The organism is Fibrobacter sp. UWH5 (genome assembly GCF_900142505.1).
Classification (GTDB): domain Bacteria; phylum Fibrobacterota; class Fibrobacteria; order Fibrobacterales; family Fibrobacteraceae; genus Fibrobacter.
In genome coordinates this window covers 23962-45177 of sequence record NZ_FRBB01000009.1, presented here as the reverse complement: position 1 = coordinate 45177, position 21216 = coordinate 23962, and the positions used below count along the sequence as shown (strand labels likewise).

Sequence of the window (21216 nt, the reverse complement as noted above, 5' to 3'; positions counted from 1 at the left end):
TTTGGGCATAGATTTAAGTTGGTTTGGGGCGCTTTGCGCTTGGACATATTGTCCATAAAAAGGAAGTGTTCCTTATAGGAATAATCCACCTTTTTGAATAGATATAAATAGAGCGTATTACGGGCATTGAGTTCGTTGTACGATTTATAAAGGAGTAGTTATGAAAAAGAAGTTCGGTCTGGCCTGCGCAACATTGGTCGCCATGTCCCTAATGGCCTGCAGCGAAGACTCTACCAACACCATCACAAACACCGAAAGTCTGCTGGCCTCCAGCGCCTCCGTCGGTGAAGAACTGGGTGGCGATCCGGCCTTGAACCCCGATGTCAACCCGGACGTCCCCGGCGAAGAAGTTGGCTCCGGCAACGAAAATGTCGATCCCGGCATCCCCGGTGAAGAAGTTAATCCCGGTGAAAATGTCAATCCTGGCGTTCCCGGCGAAGAAGTTGTGCCCGGTGGAGAAGTTGTTCCTGGCGAGCCCGGCGAAGAGGTGAACCCCGGCATCCCTGGCGAGGAACCCAACCCGACAAGCTCCAATAGCGATCCCACTCCCGCCAGCTCCGATAGCGAACCTGTAATCGAAAGTTCCAGCGAAGTCGCCCTGGGCCCCACCGAAAAGACTTATGCATTTGGCTATGCCCTAAAGAACGCTCCGCGCCCCTCCAAAGGCTGCGGCAAGAATTCTACCTTGGTGAAGACCAAGAGCGTTGAAAACGGCGACCGTTTCGAAATGAACATCAACGGCGAAAACCGCGAATATTTCATTACCCTGCCGTCTAACTACGACAACAAAAAGCCATACAAGTTGCTCTTCGCAATGCATTGCATGGGCTCCAATGCAGAAGATTTCGTTCATCACTTCGCAGATCAGGACCATCCGTCTCCCTACTACGGTCAGCAGAAACTGGACACCGAAGGAAACTACATCTTCGTAGCTCCCCGCGGTGACACCGATGGCATGCCCTGGAGCATGTACAGCGACAAGGACCACAAGTTCTTCGACAAGCTCCTCACCACCATGGAAGACAACTACTGTATCGATACCTCCCGCGTGTTTGTCACCGGCTTTAGCTTCGGTTCCATGTACAGCTACTCCCTGGCAGAAGAATTCCAGGAAAGAGTCCGTGCTGTGGTTACCTACGCTGTGGCAGACTACAACATTTACGAACCCCACAATAGCGGAACTGAAAAGCAGCTGCCCATCGCCTGGATGAATGTTCACGGCAAGAACGACGGCACCTGCCCCTACAACACCGCCCTCACAAGCGCACTGCCCCGCGTTCTCAAGAAGAACGGCAAGGCATCTGACGGTGATAGCAAATTCACTGACGCCAGTTCCGAAAAACCCCAGGAAGTGGGCGGTTCCGGCCATCTCTGCTACGACTTCAAGAACGTTGATGAACGTTTCCCTGTGAAGTGGTGCAGCTGGAACGGTTCCCATCAGTGGACTGCTTTCGACAATGGCAGCTGGCAGAACACCTGGGTACCTGAAGAAGTCCACAAGTTCTTTGAACAGTTCTAAAGAATCTTAAATCCTCTCTCATTTAAAAAAGATTCCCTGTTTGTTGCAGGGAATCCTTTTTTTATTCAATCCTTTCGATTATTCAAGATAGAGGACTTCGCCCATCTGGGGCATCAGAACAGGTTTGCCGGATTCGCTGGCAGCCTGCTTCGCGTTTTCCAGAGGTTCCCGGTAATCGTGTTTCGACAGGGCGAATCGGGAATGATGAACGGTCAGATAGCGGTTGGCGTTCAGTTCCTTCATTTCCTGACCTAGATATTTAGGCATGGTATGTATGAAGGCCCAGTCAGGATTGTACTGACCGTTTTCAAGAACAGCCAAGTCGATATCCTTGAACTTTTCGCCTATAGTCTTGAAATGGGAACCGTAACCGGAGTCACCGCTGATCCATACGTTACGTTTAGGCGTCTTGAAATAGAAAGAAGACCAGAGGGTTCTATTCTGATGGAGTTCGCGACCGGAGAAATGTCGGGCCGGCGTAGAGACGACCTTAAAAATGCGGTCATTACCAGAGACGTCCTTTTCCTGATGCAAGACGGAATCTTCCCACCAGTCTAGTTCAATCAGCTTTTCCTTTGGATAACCCCAATATTCAAAATGTTCACCCACCCCAAGGCCAGTAATGACCTTGCCTACTTTAGGTTCCAACTCGACAACGGCCTCGTAATCCAGGTGATCCCAGTGATCATGGCTAATGACCAGATAATCGATGAAGGGGAAATCCTTGGGTTTATACACATCGGTACCCTTGAACATCTTATTGACAAAGCTAACCGGGGAGCCCGCATACAGAACAGGGTCTACCAGGACTTTCTTGCCAGAAAGGTTCATCAGGTAACTGGAATGCCCGAACCATACCAACCAATCCTTGTCGGCAGGGAGCGCCTTCAAGTCCGTGCGGATAACGGTCAACGAATCACCCTTGGCAGGGGCGATCTGCACGCCGGAATTGTCAAAGAGGAATTCCTTCCATACCTGCAGTTTGCTTTTCTTGTAAATCAAGTTGACGGTGGTATCAAGATTCACAAACTGTTCGCCGTTGTAATTCGGCGACTGTTTGATACGGGCAAGGCGTTCCCCCTGAGGCAGGCGGCCAAAACTTTTCTGACTTAAGAACAACACACCGGCATCCCCCAGCAAGAATAGGATTGAAAGGATAATCGCAGTAACCATATATTTCTTTTTCTTGAAAATCTTCATTAAGTATAAAATATAAGACCTAGAGCAAGCTCTAGGTCAATATATAATTCTTTAATTTTGAAAAAAAATTTAATGAGTTTTTCGAAAAACTCAGATAAGCAAGTTAGACTAGGCGCGAACCCCGAAGCCGTAGTTTCCTACGGCGAGAAAGGGTGAGCAACGACGTATAACGCAGCTTAGATGAGTTTTTCAACTTTACTGCAGAGGGCTTCAGCCTCTTCCGCCGTGGGGGCTTCGGCAATCACGCGGATCACAGGTTCAGTGTTGCTTGCGCGAACATGAACCCAGGACTTTTCAGAACCCAGCCAGAGGCCGTCGCGTTCATCCATGGTCCAGCCGGCGAATTCAGCCTTCACCTTGGGCAGGATTTCAGCAACGCTCTTGTTGCCCAGTTCAAACTTTTTCTTGGGCATGGAGTAAGCCGGATTTTCTGCAACGAACTTTTCGGGACCGCCATCGTGGTGAGCCATCCAGCTCAAGACCAGGGCTGCAGCCACCAGGGAATCGCGACCATAATGGAGGGCCGGCAGAATCACGCCGCCGTTACCTTCACCACCGATAACGCAACCGTTTTCGATCATCTGCAGGCTAACATTGATTTCACCCACCTTGGCACGGCTGAATTCACAACCGTACTTGGTAGCCACATCTTCGTTCATGCGGCTGGTAGAGAGGTTCACACAGACGGAGCCCTTCTTCTGGGAAAGGACTTCTTCGGTAGCAATGGCGAGAGTGTATTCTTCACCGATGCTGCGGCCAAGGCCATCCACCAGGGCGCAGCGGTCTGCATCCGGGTCTACGGCAAAGCCAACAGCACATCCGTTTGCCTTTACAGCTTCACGAAGGTCGCCCAGATTTTCGGGCAGAGGTTCTGCACCGCGGGGGAAAGTTCCGTCAGGTTCGCAGTGTACGCGAACCACTTCGCAACCCAACTGTTCCAGCAAGCGGGGCACGATGTAAGAACCGGCACCGTTCACGGCATCAACGGCCACCTTGAACTTCTTGGCCTTGATGGCTTCAACGTCCACAAAGGGGATGCCCAGGGTACCATCGATGTGGATACCGTCTGCATCGGGAGCCACTTCGTACTTGCCCATGGTGCGGTAGTCAGGGTAGCTGAACTGATTGGCGTCGGCCAATTCAAACAGTTTCTTCACATCATCGGGACCCAGGAATAGGCCCTTGTTGTTCAGGAACTTCAGGGCGTTCCATTCCAGGGGATTGTGGCTAGCGGTAATGATGATACCTGCATCGGCCTTAAAATGGGTAGTCAAAATTTCCACGGAAGGAGTCGTAGAAAGGCCAACATCGACCACGTCTACACCGGAAAGACGGCAAATTCCAGCCACATACTGCACAATGGCATCGCCAGTGGGACGGCTATCGCGACCGATGACAATACGCTTGGCCTGGGTAATTTCCAAAAAAGCACGAACATGGCTCTGCAAAACCTGGGGGGTAAGGGTATCGCCCACAATACCGCGAATACCCGAAATAGAACGCATCAACTTAGACATATTAAACTCCAATTTGGAACTGCAGAAAATATAAATTTTTCATACAAAAATCAGTCCATCAAGTAAACAACAGATTAGATATTATTATAATTTTAGAAAGGGTTGGGAAAAAAGGGTACTTAATGGAATCACCTATTGACATCCGAATGGCGCTAGGAACCGATATTATCGGTATGGTTCTGGTGATTATCATGATCATCGGCAACATTTGGCGTCTCCGTTTGAAAAGCAAGGAAAGTAAGCTGCTGATTGCCATGCTTGCTACCTGTTTTTCGTGCTGTCTTGCAGACCTGCTCTCCTTTGCAACAGACGGCATGGGAGGCCCCCACGCCAGATCAATCGTCTTCCACATGAATAGTTGGCTTTACGCCTCCAACTTCCTTTGCGCCCTCAGCTGGTTTGTCTTCCTCCAGGAACACTTCAAGGTGGAACTGGGTAGCCTGCAACGCAAGAGCATGCTGATTACCATCATCACTCTTCCCGCCATGCTGGTGGTCAATACGATCCATCCTTTTATCTATGATGTTGATGCCCAGGGTGTCTATATCCGCAAATTCGGCTACTGGATCTATATCTGCGTCAACTACAGTATCATTCTAAATTCCCTGTCCATCTACTACCTCAATTATAGGCAAGATGGCACCATCCGCTTCTTCCCCATTTGGCTTTATGCAATTCCCATCTTTGTGGCAACCGTAATCCAGTCCCTTTTCTACGGCGTATCTATCATGGCGCCCAGTTTCGCAGTCGCTATCGCAGGCGCCTTTACAAGCCTGCAGAATGAACGAGTCTTCCGCGATCACCTGACCGGTCTCTTCAACCGTCCGTTCCTAGATTACGTACTAAATCTGTATTCCCAGAAGGGACGCAAGGCGACAGGCATTATGATCAGCCTCTGCGAATTTGAAGAGATCAACGACAGATTGGGGCACAAGGGCGGAGACGAAGTCTTATGCAAAACTGCAGAAATCATCCATGACTCTGTCGGACAGTGGGGATCTATCCTACGTTATGCCGGCGACGAATTCATCATCATGGTGGATTCTCAGGAAGAAATGCATATTTCAAACTGCATTGAAAAACTCAAGATGAACTTCGACAAGTTCAACCGAGAAAACACGACGCCCTACAAGATCAAGGCCGCCATCGGCTTTAAGAAACACGAAGCCAGCAAGGAAACCGTAGACGACTTCCTGGACGGTCTGAAGATTTCTGTAAAGGCAGCAAAAAAGGAACTGACATGACCATCGACGAAATGCTTTCCCAGGCGAATACCGTAGCCATTTTTGGACATGTTCGCCCAGACGGAGACTGCATTGGCTCAACCCTCGGCCTCTTCAATTACATCAAGGACAACTATCCGCAAATCAGCGCCACGGTTTTTGTCGAAGGTTTTCCGGAAAGCTATCGCCTTTTAAGCGGGTCCGACCAGACGCTGCCAGAATACGACGGCCGTGACGTGGATTTGGCATTCCTGCTGGACACCCCCAGTTTTGAACGTTGTGGAGCCAAGGGCGCAGAGTGCCTAGCCAAGGCCAAGTTTACCTGCAACATTGACCACCACATTAGTAACCCGCTAAACCTCTGCAACGTGAACATCGTGGAACCCGAAGCCAGTTCCGCCAGCGAGGTTCTGTTCTATCAGCTAGACAAGAATAAGATCAGCAAGAACGCCGCCAACTGCATGTACCTCGGTGTCGTCCACGATACCGGAGCCTTCAAATTCAGCTGCACCAGCAAGCGCACCATGAACGCCGTTGGAGACTTCATCGACAAGGGTTGCGACTTTGCAAAGATTGTCAACGAGACTTATTATACCCGTAGCTACAAGCAAACCCTGATTACAGGTTTCGCCCTAGAAAAATCCAAACTGGCCTTGGACGGTAAAGTCGTTTACTCTTACGTCACTCCCGCCGACATGGAACGCTACGATGTGAAGCCCTTTGAAATGGGAACCGTAGTAGACACCCTCCGCGAAGTCAGTGGAACCGAAGTCACCGTCTTCCTCTACCCCGTCAACGGCAAATACAAGATCAGTCTTCGTTCCAATTACTATGTCGATGTCAACAAGGTCGTCAGCACCTTTGGCGGTGGCGGCCATGTCCGCGCTGCAGGTGGCGACACAGAATTGCCTCCCGAAGAAGCAATCAACCAAATCATCGACCTGATCAAGGAACAGCTTTAAACCAAAATGGCCCCGCATTACTGCGGGGCCGGTGGGTTGTAGGAGTGAAACTTCTTACTTCTTTACTGATATCCGCAGAGCCTTGCCTCTAGCGGATTTCATAATATAGACTCCGGACTTACGAGCCTGCAGACTGGCAGTAGCGTAAGCCTCGCCCAGATTTGCAGCCATGAATTGTCCAACTCGGTTGCCCTGCATATCGAACAGGGTGTAAGCCTCTCTACCATTATCCAGACGCAGGTTCATTTCCTTCAGGCTTTCAATGGAATCTTGTTCCACAATTTCCTGGGGAATTTCGCCCAGCATAAACCAGTCAATATTGGCGTAGCTTCCGGTAATGGCCAACTTGATTATATGTTCCCCGACAGTTAGCGTAACCTTTCCGGCGTCCACATTTTCATAGACATCCCACTTGTTGTCTGCAGTTTGAGGAATGGCGACGGTATCAGTCACAGCCTTGCCATCGACAAAGAGCTGCACACTTCCGCTGGTGCCGCCGGCAGCGGCACGGATCGTTAGCGGGTATTCGCCATCGGCATCCACATCCACCGTATATTCCAGCCATTCACCGGCAATGGTATAACCGACAACATAATTTCCTTCTTCAATTTCTTCCAGGTCTACACCGTCTTCGCGATAGACGTTGCCCTTGTTCTCGTCATCGGCATCATAATAGGAAGTATTGTTTTCGCCAGAGCCGTTCACATCGTAGTTTTCAGCCTGGATCTTTCCGGGGAGCTTGATAGCCTCGGAGCCAAAAGGCTTCTGGGGAATAATGGGTGTCACGTAAATACGGTAGGCGTTATAGACATTGGTAATCTTGATGGGAACCGTAATCTTTCCGTTGCTTACGGTATATTCCTTGCTGGATTCCGGAGTCGTCGAGGGAACGGCGGTATCCTTATCTTTCCAGGTCACATATTCCACAGCCACATTCACCTTGCTTCCGAAAGCGGCAGGGACACCGGCAATATCCACGGTTACATCGCCGAGGGTATTTCCACCTACAACGATGCTGGCAAAATTTTTCTTCACGTCGACAGCGGCAAATCCATCCACACCATCGCTCTTGTCGTTAGGAGGAGTCACCTTGGCCATATAGCCACTCATGTCGCCATACCACTTGTACAGATGCCAGCCACCACCGCGTTCGTTCTTGGCGGTAAGCAAGCTTCCCAGACGACCCGGCAAGTTGGTGAACCACCAGGAAATCATGGCACTTTCTACACCATGGCGTTCAAACTTCGCGATGAAGGGAACAGAAACACCCGGGCATCCTTCTTCCAGATGTTCATTGGAAGAGTATTCATTGATACTGATTGCACGAGGAGTAACGTTATACTTTTTTTCCAGATTGCGGTAATTCTCGATCGCTCCAGCCAAGCCTTCAGAACCCCACTGATGCCAGCTAATCACATCGGGCATACAGTTGTTGGCGGAACAGTACTTCACGAATTCTTCCATCTTGGAAGCGTTATACCAAGAGTAAGAAGGTCCCACAATCCTTTCTTTGGGATCCAGCTGACGGAGCAAATCATAAGTCTGCTTCCACAAACCCGAATTAAAGTCAATGGTAGTGGATTTCCAGGTATCGTTAGGTTCGTTCCAGATTTCGTAACCGTCAAAATTCTGAACTTCAGAGGCCTTCTTGTCGTTCACCACGGCGGTCACTTCCTGCTTCCAGGAATTCATATCCTTGAACCGATAGGGCCAACCAGGCAAAATGTCCGCCAGGCGGATCTGCACCTTTCCCGTGGTGTTCTTAATACGGGGAGACACCAGGAACGCGCCTCCAATGGGCTGCTGACGTCCCTGTCCGCTGCGGGCAGGAGCCAGGAAGACGTTGGGCTTCAGGGGAGCCACATCCTTGTCGATATCCAGCGGATATGTTTCAGTTAGACCGTAAAGGGAGCCCGTGGCCACATGGGTCACGGGTCTTATGCTATCCCCCAAATTCACAGAAAGAGAAGTAGCCGCACTTGCCACCCCCATGCCGGCGAAAGCCACAACCGCCAACGCACCCTTTACAGAAAAACGCAATCCCATACATCCTCTTTTTTTACGTTTCGTTATAGTCTAAACATAAATTTCAAGTCCCCCTATAACCATTACCTCTCCAAAAACACTTTTGCAGTTTTTGCAAAAACCAAACCTCACATCCATCTTTACATTTTTTTGCAAAAGTGCAACATTTAAACAATTTGATATTATATTTTTCTTACAACAGGACGGTTTTTTACGGAAAAAGGTTTGAATCTTACAGCAATCTATGTCGCCAATAGCTTCGGCATCATGCTTATCGGCATTCTGCTTATAAGCAATTGGAGCCGTCTGCGCGAAAAAAACATAGAAAGCTGTTGTCTGCTCCTAATGATGATTTCGGCATTCATGGGTTGCGTCATCGACCCCTTCGTTTTCGCATGCGATGGCCAGCCTGGAACATTAAACCGTTTTGTCGTACAGGCGGGCAATTCCCTGCTTTACGCAGCCGACATGTTCGGCTCCTTCTTCTGGTTAATATTCCTGAAAAGCCATCTCAAAATCAAGCTCTCCCTGACCCACAAGTACATTCTCAATTGCGCCCTGATGCTGGGTATAGCCATTATCCTGGTTAACTTTTTCCTCCCGATTATTTTCGAAATATCGGATTCCAACACCTATATCCGTCGGGCAGGTTACTGGTTCTTCTGTGTCATTGACTATGGATTCATGATTGACAGCATCGTCCTTTACCTGATCTGCAGGCATCGCGGCGGTTACATGAAAAACTTCCCCATCATAGTCTACCTACTCCCCCTCCTGGCAGGTAATGTGGCTCAGTCCCTGATTTACGGCATTTCAACCATCTCTTCCTGTTTTACCATTTCTATTGCAGGCCTCATGGCCAGCCTCCAGCGCGAACGCATTTACAGGGATAAATTGACCGGCATCTATAACTTTGCCTACCTAGACGTACTCGAAGGGCAATATATAGGCAACACCCGCCATAACGTATCGGGAATCATGATCAACCTGAACGGGTTCAAGAAAATGAACAAGGAACTGGGACGATCGACCGCAAACAATGCCCTCAAGGACGCAGCCAAGATTATAGCCCATTCCATCGGTGAATTAGGAACAGTGGTCAGATATGCCAGCGATGAATTCATCGCCATCGTGAACACGCAAGACGAAATGGCCATCAACATGTGTATTGCCAGCATCAAGTCCGCTTTCAGCGAATTTAACAGGGATCCCAGAAACTCCTATAAAATGTCCGCCTGTTTCAGCAGCTGCAACATCAACCCGGAAAACGACATTTCCGCATTCCTTGATGAAATCAGCAAACGTATGCTAGAAGAAAAGGCTGACTTCTACAGTCAAGGTGAAAATAATCGCCGGCGAGCATAGTCCAACTTGGAACTTATTTATTTCTGCAAACCATCAAAAAAAAAGTTTGGTTATTTAGTTTTTCCTAGATGCGTTTACTGCCAATAGATATCGACCCCCAGGAATTTTATAAGTCCAAGTACTTGTTCTACCACAGGTTCACTTTTTGGGTTGCAATCATCGCATCCTTCTGCATGGTAACCTACTTCGTTTCGGACTGTCAGATTTTCGGATACACAGCCTGGGAAGTTCTGCCCATGCGCTTGTTCCCTCTGGTCATAGCAGCAGGACTCGCCATCCTTAGCCGAAAGACCACCAACTACAAAATTATGACCGTCGCCACCTACCTGACGGTCCTTTCGGTGTTGTGGTGTACAATCTGGGTCGTCTATTACCTTCCCGACAAGACTCATTTTGGTGAAGGTTCCGTCATCAACCAGTTCCTGTTTTTTGCAGTTGGATTTGCGGCCCCCTGGCACTATGTAGTCGCCGTCAGCGGGATTGTACTCGTTTCTATTCTGGGCACAGACTGCATTATCCACTACCCCAATTTTGACATCCTTATTTCCCTGAATCTCCCCTGCCTTATAGGAACGACGGTAGCCCACTTCTTTATGCAGAAACTCTACATCAAGCATTTCAGGGCTCAGAAGATGCTCGAGTACATTTCTATGTACGACCAGCTTACCGGAGCCAACAGCCGAAATGCCATCCAGAATCTGATCAAGGAAGAAAACAACCAGTTCATCGATGACTTGACAAGACCCCTATGCGTCGCCATGTTCGACATCGATTTTTTCAAGGCCGTCAATGATAACTACGGTCACGCCAAGGGCGACATCGTCCTAAAGGATTTTACCGCGATCGTAAAGAAGAACATGAGACAGGGCGATTATTTCATCCGATGGGGTGGCGAAGAATTTGTGCTGCTGATGCCCAACACCTCCATTAAACACGCCATGAGTCTCGTCGAGGGAATTCGCAAAAAAGTATCCCAGGCTAAAAGCAAGGTTTGCCCCATCACCATTTCGGCAGGGGTTTCCCGATACGACGGAATGGATTACAAGAAAGCCATTGACCAGGCGGACCAAGCCCTTTATAAAGCTAAGGCCGCCGGCAGGAACAACGTGGTTCTATTCGAAGAATAGAATTATTGGTTGAATTTTTGGTTGATTTATTGGCTGGACGTCAGATCCAGAATGTCAACCTGAATTGTGGCATCGTCAGGATAATACTTAAGAGCGAGATTCAGAATTCGAAGGGCTTCGTCATCCCGTTTCTGGGCGTGGGCGTCATAAGCCAGATTCTTGAAACCATAAACCGCTTCGGCGTTGCCATGTTTCGCTGCAATCTCATAAGCAGATTCTGCACGTTCCAGGAACTTGGCGTCATAAGCCAGGTTCCCGAGGAAGATGGCCGCATCCACAAAATCCGGCTTGATCTGCAAGACATTATTCAGAATATCCATGGCCACAAACTGCTTGTTGTCTTCAACAAGGACGTCGGCAAGCTTATACATGGTATTCACATCGTCGGGACGAATGGAAAGGGCTTCGCGGTAAGCGCCCGCGCTCTGCTCATAATTTTTCTGCAGGCGGAAAACATCACCCAGGTAAACCAGGAAGTCCATTTCTTCCGGGTGGGAAGTATAGCCTTCGCGAATCACGGCAACAGCGCGATCAAAATCGTCTACAGCAATGTTCGCTTCTGATAGCTGGTACACAATGCTAATGTCGGACTTGTCCAAGGCATAGGCTTTTTCTACTGCCTTCAAGGCGCCAATCTTATCGCCCGTCTTGCTGTAGGCTTCGCCAAGATAAAGCCAGCCGCTAATGTTATTAGGTTCCAGCTTTAACGCACGATGATAAGCGGCCACGCATTCTGGGAACTGCTTCAATCTAAAGTAAACGCTGGCCATATTAAACAGTGCCGGAGCGAAAGTTCCATTGGAATAGTCTACCGCCTTACGGTAGCTTGCTGCAGCCTCGGGATACTTTTCGGACTGATAATAGGAATTGGCAATATTGAAACTTACCGCAACGGGATCAGCCCCGCGGTCAGCCGCCTTGCGATACAATGTGATGGCCTGCTTAAAACGGCCTTCACGATAAAGAGCATTGGCGCGATCCATAACATCCGATGCAGACTGTGCCGCAAATGCAGGAATCGCTAGAACAAATGCGAAAAGAATAATCAGGCCCTTCAAGGCTCGTTTAGTCCTAATCATGGAACTTCACCTCAAACGGTTGTTCCATTCCGCAGAAAGGCACCGCCTTACCATCTTTTTCTGCAGGTTCAAAAGTCATACGGTTCAAGGCATCCTTACCAGCCTGGCCAAGGCCAGATCCCGCCGGAGATTCCTCCACAATGCGGATATCATAGGCACGCCCGCTGGCATCGACGCAGAAAGTCAAACGCAGGCTGGCGTCAATTTCGCGATCACGAATCTGGGCGGGGACTTCAAACTGGGGCATAGATCTGCTATTAGGTTTCTTGTCGACATCGCCAGACTGATTGGCCATGGCGCCACCGCGAAAATCAGAGACCAGTTCCTCGCTAATGGCCGCACCGCCACCGCCTCCAGCAACCCCAAGATTCATGGCCATGCGGGGGCCCGCCTTGGGGGAACGGGAATTGGACTTCTGACGGTTAGGTTTGCGGGCTGGCTTTTTCTGTTCCTGTTTCTTCTGGACTTCTTCGGGTTTCTTTACGGCAACTTCTGTTTTTACGAATTTCTTCTGGGCATTCATCTTTCCAGAAATGAACAAGTTTGCGACCGTCACCGAAAACACCAGCAGAAGGCTGCTGAGTACCGCAACAATCAGCACAGAAAAACGTTTAACCAGTTTTAGAACAAACTTTATCATAAGGCGAAAGGCAAATATGAGTTACGAGATATGAGATATTTAGGGTCTCGTGCATTCATGGGATTCTGAAACAAGTTCAGAATGACTGTCCACACAGCTTACGTCTTTCGTATCTCGTAATTCGTATCTCGTAATTCATTGTTTAGTCCGCTTGTGCAGCGATTGACACTTTTTTCACTCCACTTAAATTACAGGCGTCGATTACTTGAACCAGCACCCCAGTTTCCGCACCTTTATCCGCAATAATCACGGCTTCACGATCAGGCGTCTTTGCAAGAGTCTGCTTTAGAATATCCTGCAGGCTGGCCAAATCCACCTGACGTTCGTTAATGTGGATTGTACCTTCGCGGGTAATGGCCACCAGGATGTTTTCCTTTTCCAGCTGCGAGGCACTCTGGGCTTCGGGCTTTGTCACATCCACGCCAGTTTCGCGAGTAAAGCTAGAAGTCACCACAAAGAAAATCAGCAAGATGAACACAATGTCCATCAAAGGGCCCATATCGATGCCCATATCCTTTTGCTTTCGGCGAGGTAAATTAAAATCCATTTTTTAACTCTTACTCTAAAGGTATGCTTTGTTTTTTTTGCGAACCCAAAATCCTACATCTTCACACAGCGAACCGCAAAGGCATCTGATTTTTCGGCACGGTTGATGCTGCTGGCATACTCCCCTTTTTTAAGGGTAAATACATCTTTCGCCTTTCCGTTCGTTTCGCTCCAGAAATAAGCCCGCGTTCCAACCTCAGAAAATTTGGAGACGTGCAAGTCGTAACGTCCCAGCGCCAAGGCAGAGAACCCAATTTCGTCAGAGCCCTGCTTTTCAAATTCGTGCCATAGACAGAATCCCGGATTTTTCTTGCAGGCCTTCTGCATGGCCGCAAAATCCTTAGCCTTGGGTATCCTCCAGCCTTCAGGGCACAAGGTCGACAATTCCTCGATGGTGTAATAACGGCCCACCTTGTCGCAGCCGCCATATTCCTGATTGCAGAAACTTTTTTCGGAAGCGAACCTCAGATTATCCTTCATCCAGACAGCGTCGTCAATTTTCACATAGCGGTACACCTGGTTATCGCGGGCATCTACGAAGGATTCCCCATTTACGATTTCCATGGAAATTTCAACCGCGGGTTCAGCCGTCACTTCGTTTTTTCCCGCCTTATATTCTTCAGCGGATTCCTTAGAAGAGCAGCTCATTGAAACAAGGCCCAGGGCGAGCAAAACAAAAAATTTGAATTTCATAATCAGCCTCATTATTCCCGACCAGAGGTCCAGTTTTCAATAATCGTAGCGCCAAGTTCTAACTGTTGAGTCAGGTATTCAATACGTTCGTCCAGGCGCTGTTTTAACAAGGTCAGCGGAAACGCAATGAGCAAGCCGCTCTGTGTAGAAATTAGAGCTTCAGAAATACCGTCTGCCATAAGGACCGGATTCTGGTTTCCGTAAAGGGTAATAACTTCAAAGGTAGACACCATGCCGGTAACGGTTCCAAGCAAACCCAACAACGGAGCCGCAGCCGCCATCACCGAAACAATGTGAGTTCCCTGCTGCATATAGCGCACGGTCTTGATCATGCGCACTTGCATGTAGTCCTGACAATCTGCCGGAGTATCGATAGCCACCTTCAAGGCCAAATGAAGTTCACGGGCCACAATTCCGCCACGTTTCTTCAAATGCCTACGGGCGGTTAAACCGCGGCCGCTTACACTTTCATGCAAGTCCTTGCGAAGGCGATCCACAACCTTGTGGACATCCTTACGGAAGATATCTCGGCCAATGCGAATCCAGGCAGAATACAGAAAATAGAACCCGATGGCACCGCACAGCAGAATAGGGAGCATCACGACGCCGCCGGCGCCATAAGTGCTCTGCAAAGCTTCTATGAATATGTACCAACTGTTATTCAATTCTATGCCTTGGGGAAAATCTTATTCAACAAGGTCGTACTCTGCACATAAAGTTCGCTGGTCACCTTCTCGATTTTTTCACTGAGAAGGCCATGCAGAATCATCACGGGAATGGCAATAATCAAACCGGTTTCTGTCGTAACAAGGGCTTCAGAAATACCTCCAGCCAAAACGCGGGCATCATTAGTTCCCACTTCCGTAATCACGTTGAACAAGGTGATAATACCGGTCACAGTACCCAGCAAGCCCAACAGCGGGGCGATGGAACCCATGGCGGCAAGCAATCCCATTCTGCGTTCCAGTTTCGGCTGTTCACGAAGCAAGGCTTCCTGCAAGGCACGCTCCGCCGTTTCGCGGGAATCCCTGGCGCGATTCACCACCGCAAACATAACCATGGAAAGGCTATTCATATGCTTCAGGCAATAATTGGCGGCATCATCATAACGCTTTTCATCAACCAGGGAATGCACCTTCTTCACAAAACGGCGACCGACGCGACCACGGACTGTGAGCATGATAAAACGTTCCAGGCACAGGAGCAAGGCGAAAGCGGCCACCAGCATCAAGGGGTACATCACAATGCCACCCTTCTTGAAGAAAGCCTGCAGTTCCTCTTTCCAGGTCAATTCCTTGGTATCGGTAATGGAATTCTTTACAGCCTTATTCTGGAGAACATCCAGCGGGACGCTGACCACGGCCGGAGCGGAACCGGCTTCGTTTACAGCACCACGAATACCTGCAGAAAGTTCCATGGGCAAGGTTGAATTCCATTCGAAAATCTTACCCTGCAGAGCACCGGAACGGAGCAGGGCCTGAACTTCGCCAAGACCATCGGCAGATCCGTCTGTAGCCACTTCGCCCAGAAACACCGTACCCAGACGCAGGCGGTTCACGTTAACATCGGGGCGGCTTCCCACCTGGGATTTTTCGTTACCGTAAGACTGAGTGTAGGTCAGTTCATGTCGACCCAGAACATCTTCCAGGTAGGCACGCATGGCGGCAAGCGTATTGGGATTCTTGGCATCCGCATCATTCTGGGCTTTCTTCAGGCGCAACAGACGATCGTTCATTCCCACCGGATAATCACCCGTCACTTCGCCCAGGGATTTTTCAACGGCCAGTTTCACCTGGGTATTGAAATTATCGTAAGCCCCTTCATCGGACTTTGCCTTTTCTTCCGCATCCGTAGTCAGATCCTTGCTGGCCTGAACTTCTTCGTTGACGCGGCCTAAATCCGTAGAAAGCTTGGAATAGCGGCCATCCAATTCTCGGGTTTCAGTTTGATGTTCTTCTGTCAGCTGAGTTTCATTATATCGCTTACGCCAATGTTCAGCTTCCAGTTTTTCAAGGGAATCGGCCTTCTGCAAACGAATGCGGGTAAGGGCATCCACTTCACGCTGCAAGTTCTTGAATTCCTCACGTTTCAGGGAATCCAAAATCAAGGCACTATCGACGGCGGCAGACTTCTTGTCGCTGGACCAAGGCCAGGCAAAAGCAGAGGAAACGCACAACAAGGCAATCAGAACCAAGTTCTTCATTACTTGCCCTCCTTCACAATAGAGAGGCTTACGGGCAGCGTTACCATCTGAGGCGGCTTCTTGGCCTGTTTCACATCGATGGCAAACTTTACTGCGGCACGTTCTTCCAAATTCAGGTCTTCATTCCATTCGTATTCTACAGAAGCACAGCCCTTGCCCGCATCGCCGGCACACTTGCGAACCAGGGAACCGAAAACCGTTGCATTTTCATCGGCGTAGACCATCCACTGATTTCCGATACGCAAAATCTGTGCGTTGATCAGTTCACCATTTTTACGGGTCAGCGGAGAATTGATGATGGCCACTTCATCACCAAACTTGGTCTCTTCGGCAATGAGCGCCTTGAGGCGGGAGAAAGATTCTTCGGCAGAAGCGTTTCCACTTTCTATATCGCGGGTCAGGGACTTTACACGGTCTAGGCGAACGTCACGATTCCAAGGCAAAGTCTGCCCCACCTGAAATTCCAGCTGCTTGCTGAGTGAAGCCAACGTGGTCATGAGCGCCTTGCGCTTGGCGGCCACATTGTCGCTACGGTTCTTGGCACGAGCCTGCTTGTTGCGTTCATCATTCAGCTGAGCGGCAACAGCCTTGATCTTGGTATTCAAGGAATCGATTTCAGCCTTACGACGTTCCGAGTCCGACCTATAGCGATCCTGCAAAGTCTTATAGCGTTTTTCGTCTGCCTTCAGCATGGAATCCGTAGCGGAAATCTGCGAATTCAATTTTGCGATTTCGCTGTTAAGGGTTTCCTTCTGCAGTTGCAGATCCCGAATGTCGGAATCCACGTCGGCGAAGACGTTACCGGCAAACACCGCAACGAACATTAAAAAAGCCAGTGTTTTTATTTTCATATTCATACTCGTTCTCTTAAACACTTCAAATTACAAATTCTGTTACCGCTTGCACTGTGCATCCTTGGGGTGTTCCTTGCACCAATTGTCCACCACCCTTTTCAAAATCGGAGACTGGATTTCTTCAAGATAATAACGGCTAACCAAGGCGGTTCCGCACTGAGGATATTCAGAAATATTCCAGTCACGGTCAGAACACCATTCCCAAAGGGATTCCTTGCACTTATTTTTTTCCAGATTTATCTGGCACTGTTCAAGCAGACTATCGCAACTGGCCACACGGTTGCTTACAAAATCGCTGTTTGCGCAGAACATGAACAAAGCCTTATCATTGATGGAACCCTTCTGAGAAACAATCTTATCACGGTTTCCACGGCCCCACCACCATTCATCATCGTTCTTGGCAATTTCATCGATGTAGTCATTCCACGCCACCTTAAAATCATAAGTGTCAGACAATTCAATTCTGACCTTTTCGGCAACAGAAACACAATGGCTCTTGATTGCGAGGAGATTTACCTTTACACCATCATCCGTCTGCTCTTTCTCAACACAAACCGATTCCTCTATCAAGCGGCACCACTTCGTTTCAAACGGAACATGTTCCGCCATGCCACCTTCCTGCAGGCAATCCCAGCCACGCATATGCGTGTACGTCACATATTTTTCTGCAGACACTTCCATCAGCAAGGAATCCTTCAGCATGCCGCTAAACACGCCCGTTCCTCCGTTCACGTTGCTCTTGGGCACCACACGGGAATCACTGATGGCCTCCAGCACCGTATTCACATAATCCGAATAAGCCTGATCGGTAGCATAGAAATAAATGGTAGACTTGCCGACAGGAACAGTCATTCCGGGATACTCCATTGTGTCCAACGAATTTCGTCCGGCCACCATCATACGGGTCATAAAGCCCATGCTAGCCGTACTTTCTTCAGGCTTCTTTGTTGAAACGCCGCCATAACCAGTGGAGTCGGGATCCAAGAACGAACCCAGCATATTGTTTATGGTGGTATTCATGGACTCTCCACCTTCCATCTTATCGTAGGACATGGTCATAAGAACACCACGGACACTTTCGTCATACTCCATGGGAATTTTATAGGTCTTCACATCATTAGGAAATCCCAGGAATTCAAAAGGCAAGTAGCTGTAATCATTTTTGACAAAGGCGGCATCATCCTTGACACTAGGCGGAATGACGCCCTTAGCATGAATCTTGGTAGGAATATTCGTTTCAGCCTTCATCTTGGAAGTCACCTTGTGGCCTGCGCTATCCCACTTGAAGGTTGCATTCATAGTGTAGGATTTGCCAGGAATACCTGCATAACCCACTTCATCCATACCAAAGCAATTAGGCTTTCCTTTGGATTCCAGAGATTGCAACTGGGCTACAGAATCCCCTTCTGCACGGCCAAAATTTCCTGACACCGTCACACTGGCACTATCATAGAAAGCGAAATTTTCCGCAGAGGTTTCGTCCAATTCATACACCTTGGAAAAGCAGACATAGGGCGATTCATCGGCTACGATATAGCCGAAAGTATAGATACCGCGGTACACTTCCGTCTCTTCCGGATAGTAAGTCCAAGGCCCCTGAAAATCACAGGCAGTGAATAGTAGGAAGTAAACAGTAGGAAGCAAAACACGAGTTAAGGCTTTTCTTGTCCGAGAAGCCTCACACCTATTAGAAGTAATACTCATAATTGATCATGATCGGCAAAAAGGGGAACTGAGAAATCGAGCTATACTCCGGCGGGTTCTTGTTGGTATCGTAGTAGGAATAGAACATGTTTTCGTGGTCCGTCAAATTGATAATGGTCCAGCTGAAGTTCCACTTGTTTTCACGTCCAATATCGATGGCCTTTACGTCAATACGGAAGTAGGGCGTCTGGCGGCCTGCATTGCGGGAACCAGGGATAACCTGGATATTATCGGTATACTTCTGATCTTCCATTTTCTGCTGGTAGAAATAGCCTAGATATTCACTGATAGGCATGCCTGCAGAATACTTCATGACCACAGAAGACCTAAAGTAACGTCCCTTAACCTTGTGAGGCTTTAATCCATCTTCACCCCTCCAGTTAATACCCGCATCCAGCTTTAAGGCATAGGGCTGGTGCCAACTGGGGAAATAGGGTTTAGTACCGTCATTGCTTTTAAGAACGCTGAGACTCTGGCTCCAGTTAATGCCACCGAAGATCGCACCCTTTTCACGACGGAGTGAAAGTTCGTAGCCCATGGAATAACCTTCGGCCGTTCCGAAATTATCCGCCATCAAAAAGTCCGCAGAAGCGGTTTCATCTGTTGAATCCTGAACCATCATGAAGGTGTTCAAGTTGTTCTGCGTCTTGAAATAGGCGCCTGCAATAAAATCAAGTTCATCTGCAATCTGGGCCTGTTTGTATTCCACCGCAAAGAGGTTGGATCGAGCGGGCTTCAAGTGCTTACCCTTGCTGGTAGTTACCGACGGGTAGTAGAATTCGTTAAGAGCTTCGCCGTCACCGAACATAATGGAGTTCATATACTGCAGGTAGTGTCCAGCATAAAATTCCAAAGTCTTCCGATCATCGATGTTCCACACCAGAGACAGGCGAGGTTCAATTCCAAAATCCTTGGACAGGTCCTGATAATTCAGACGCAACCCATAAGTAAACAGCCAGTCCTCATTCAGGCGCCAGGCATCCTGCCCATAAAGAACATGGTGCAAAGGCTTCTGGACATCTTCCACCCTCATACTGGAAATGTATTCATAGAACTTATCCCAGTCATATTCCAGTTCATAGCCAAAGGTTAGAACATGATTATCGATTCCGCGGAAATTGAGCCACTGCTTTGCCGCAAAGGTATAAAGGTCCTGACCGATATTAATCAAGTCCGTCAATTTCATTGTCTGGTAAAAACGGCTGTACGCCAAAGTGGCATTATAATCCCAATCGCCAAAGCGGTGGTAGAAATTAATGGGAACAGCCACATTACCCCAGTCCACATAAAGGGGATCAAATTCAAGAACGTCCTTGCCGGTGTAGAAGCTGAACTTCAATCGGGTATCCTGATCGAAATCATACATGAACGTTCCCTGCAAATCGGTAAACTCGTAATCGATGGCCAAATCCAGAACACCCAGGGCGCGGCACAAATCCAGCATATAGCCGATGTAAGTGGTACGGCCAGCGATCACCCAACGGGCATCACCCACATGGCCTTCGGTATGGAGCTGGGCGGCAAAAGTGCTAATCTTAACGCTGCTACGGCTGAACCATTCCTCCGTAGTATCGCTACCTCCGGCGCGACCATCCATTTTCAAAACGGAACTCAGACGGTTGCCGTACTGGGCAGGGAATCCACTCTTGTAGAACTGCACACCGTCAATGGTTTCCACCAGGAAGGTACTGAACAATCCGAAGAAATGGGTTGGAGAATACACCACCGCGTTATCATACAGGAACAGGTTCTGGTCGGCGGCCCCACCGCGCACATAAATTTTCGTACTGAAGTCAGAACTGGCAACCACACCGGGCAACTGCTGGATACTGCGGATCACATCCGCTTCGCCTAGGCCGGGCATGCGCTTGATACTCTTGGCGCTAACAACGGACTCACCAGGTTTGCGCTTGGGGCGACGACGTAACTGCACCACCACCTTCTTCATTTCGGTCACCTTGCCGTTGCTTCCTGCAGCCAAAAGGGCATCCACATCTACATCTTTTTCCTGAGGATCGTTCTGTAGCGAGTCGTTTCGCGGTTCCACGGAATCTGCTGCAGCCACAGCAGTCTTGGAATCGTCACCATCAGCCGTACCAGTAGTTCCCTCATTAGCCTCGGCAACAGATTCCGTCAACCCGGCATCGCCAATGACTGAGCTAAAAACACTATCCTGGCCATGGTAGACCAACTCATAGCATTTTTCCTTTTCGGCGCCACTGGTGTCGGAATTGGTAACGCAAACATTCCACAGGGTATCTTCGGGAAGCATCACCTGGAAATTTTCACCCACGACCGTTTGCAGGGCTTCGCCAGTTTCAAGAATTTCCACATTCAGTTTTTCACCGGGAGCAAAGGAAGAATCCTGAACCATGCCGTAAAACAGAATCCCTTTCTGTGCAGCAAGAGACGCCCCCTCACCAGCGGCTTCCTGCGCCACTGCCAAGACAGGCAACAAAAACATTGCAAGGTATAAAAGAAGTTTTTTCAAATCGTCTCTCGCGCTTGTCTACCAATTTAGAAATTAGCAATTACTATTCTAAACCGTTAAACACCAGA

At 48.9% G+C, this 21216-nt stretch carries 17 protein-coding genes; 5 read left to right on the top strand and 12 right to left on the bottom strand.

Features of this window, described 5'->3' with window-relative positions; genetic code table 11:
- Positions 1–160: 160 nt before the first annotated feature.
- The gene (locus BUB38_RS09015) at positions 161–1519 is read left to right on the top strand and encodes a hypothetical protein (RefSeq protein ID WP_073159747.1); all 1359 of its coding nucleotides are present in this window, start codon (positions 161–163) and stop codon (positions 1517–1519) included.
- Between the two features lie 78 nt (positions 1520–1597).
- Here BUB38_RS09015 and BUB38_RS09010 read toward each other — a convergent pair whose 3' ends face one another.
- Both BUB38_RS09010 and glmM read right to left on the bottom strand, forming a co-directional pair.
- Entirely contained in the window at positions 1598–2692 is a 1095-nt protein-coding gene (locus tag BUB38_RS09010) for an MBL fold metallo-hydrolase (protein WP_073159871.1), read from the bottom strand.
- A gap of 203 nt (positions 2693–2895) precedes the next feature.
- Positions 2896–4236 (bottom strand): phosphoglucosamine mutase, encoded by a 1341-nt coding sequence (gene glmM, locus BUB38_RS09005; protein ID WP_073159744.1) that lies wholly within the window; start codon positions 4234–4236, stop codon positions 2896–2898.
- A gap of 122 nt (positions 4237–4358) precedes the next feature.
- On the opposite strand from glmM, the gene BUB38_RS09000 reads away from it, so the two are divergent.
- Positions 4359–5480 carry a GGDEF domain-containing protein gene (locus BUB38_RS09000; protein ID WP_083542051.1) on the top strand — a complete coding sequence of 374 codons (1122 nt, stop codon included), beginning with the start codon at positions 4359–4361 and terminating at the stop codon, positions 5478–5480.
- Positions 5477–6421, top strand: coding sequence for a DHH family phosphoesterase (locus tag BUB38_RS08995; RefSeq protein ID WP_073159740.1), 945 nt, complete (start codon positions 5477–5479; stop codon positions 6419–6421). Before BUB38_RS09000 ends, BUB38_RS08995 begins: the two co-directional genes overlap by 4 nt.
- A 54-nt stretch (positions 6422–6475) precedes the next feature.
- On the opposite strand, the gene BUB38_RS08990 is transcribed toward BUB38_RS08995, so the two are convergent.
- Complete coding sequence (locus BUB38_RS08990) at positions 6476–8467, bottom strand: cellulase family glycosylhydrolase (protein ID WP_083539767.1); 1992 nt, start codon at positions 8465–8467, stop codon at positions 6476–6478.
- A 204-nt stretch (positions 8468–8671) separates the two neighbouring features.
- On the opposite strand from BUB38_RS08990, the gene BUB38_RS08985 reads away from it, so the two are divergent.
- Together BUB38_RS08985 and BUB38_RS08980 are read left to right on the top strand one after the other, a co-directional pair.
- A complete protein-coding gene (locus tag BUB38_RS08985) occupies positions 8672–9811 on the top strand; it encodes a diguanylate cyclase domain-containing protein (RefSeq protein ID WP_083538194.1) in 1140 nt (379 codons plus the stop codon).
- A 68-nt stretch (positions 9812–9879) separates the two neighbouring features.
- Positions 9880–10938, top strand: coding sequence for a GGDEF domain-containing protein (locus BUB38_RS08980; protein WP_073159738.1), 1059 nt, complete (start codon positions 9880–9882; stop codon positions 10936–10938).
- Positions 10939–10964: 26 nt separating this feature from the next.
- Here the strand turns inward: BUB38_RS08980 and BUB38_RS08975 are convergent, their stop codons facing one another.
- From BUB38_RS08975 to BUB38_RS08935, 9 genes are all read right to left on the bottom strand, one after another.
- Positions 10965–12017 (bottom strand): tetratricopeptide repeat protein, encoded by a 1053-nt coding sequence (locus BUB38_RS08975; protein ID WP_254794918.1) that lies wholly within the window; start codon positions 12015–12017, stop codon positions 10965–10967.
- Positions 12010–12657, bottom strand: coding sequence for an energy transducer TonB (locus tag BUB38_RS08970; protein ID WP_249269373.1), 648 nt, complete (start codon positions 12655–12657; stop codon positions 12010–12012). The genes BUB38_RS08975 and BUB38_RS08970 overlap by 8 nt, the downstream gene beginning before the upstream one ends.
- 142 nt (positions 12658–12799) lie before the next feature.
- Positions 12800–13204, bottom strand: a complete 405-nt coding sequence (locus tag BUB38_RS08965; RefSeq protein WP_073159736.1) for an ExbD/TolR family protein — start codon at positions 13202–13204, stop codon at positions 12800–12802.
- Positions 13205–13257: 53 nt separating this feature from the next.
- Positions 13258–13896 (bottom strand): FISUMP domain-containing protein, encoded by a 639-nt coding sequence (locus BUB38_RS08960; RefSeq protein ID WP_175547664.1) that lies wholly within the window; start codon positions 13894–13896, stop codon positions 13258–13260.
- A gap of 11 nt (positions 13897–13907) precedes the next feature.
- The gene (locus BUB38_RS08955; RefSeq protein WP_073159731.1) at positions 13908–14561 is read right to left on the bottom strand and encodes a MotA/TolQ/ExbB proton channel family protein; all 654 of its coding nucleotides are present in this window, start codon (positions 14559–14561) and stop codon (positions 13908–13910) included.
- Positions 14562–14563: 2 nt separating this feature from the next.
- Positions 14564–16099: a MotA/TolQ/ExbB proton channel family protein gene (locus BUB38_RS08950; protein ID WP_073159729.1), complete on the bottom strand. Its 1536-nt coding sequence runs from the start codon at positions 16097–16099 to the stop codon at positions 14564–14566.
- Positions 16099–16950, bottom strand: coding sequence for a DUF3450 family protein (locus BUB38_RS08945; protein ID WP_073159861.1), 852 nt, complete (start codon positions 16948–16950; stop codon positions 16099–16101). Before BUB38_RS08945 ends, BUB38_RS08950 begins: the two co-directional genes overlap by 1 nt.
- A gap of 42 nt (positions 16951–16992) precedes the next feature.
- Positions 16993–18597, bottom strand: coding sequence for a hypothetical protein (locus tag BUB38_RS08940; RefSeq protein ID WP_073159727.1), 1605 nt, complete (start codon positions 18595–18597; stop codon positions 16993–16995).
- 43 nt (positions 18598–18640) lie between these two features.
- Positions 18641–21097, bottom strand: coding sequence for a TonB-dependent receptor plug domain-containing protein (locus BUB38_RS08935; RefSeq protein ID WP_254794922.1), 2457 nt, complete (start codon positions 21095–21097; stop codon positions 18641–18643).
- Between the last annotated feature and the right edge of the window lie 119 nt (positions 21098–21216).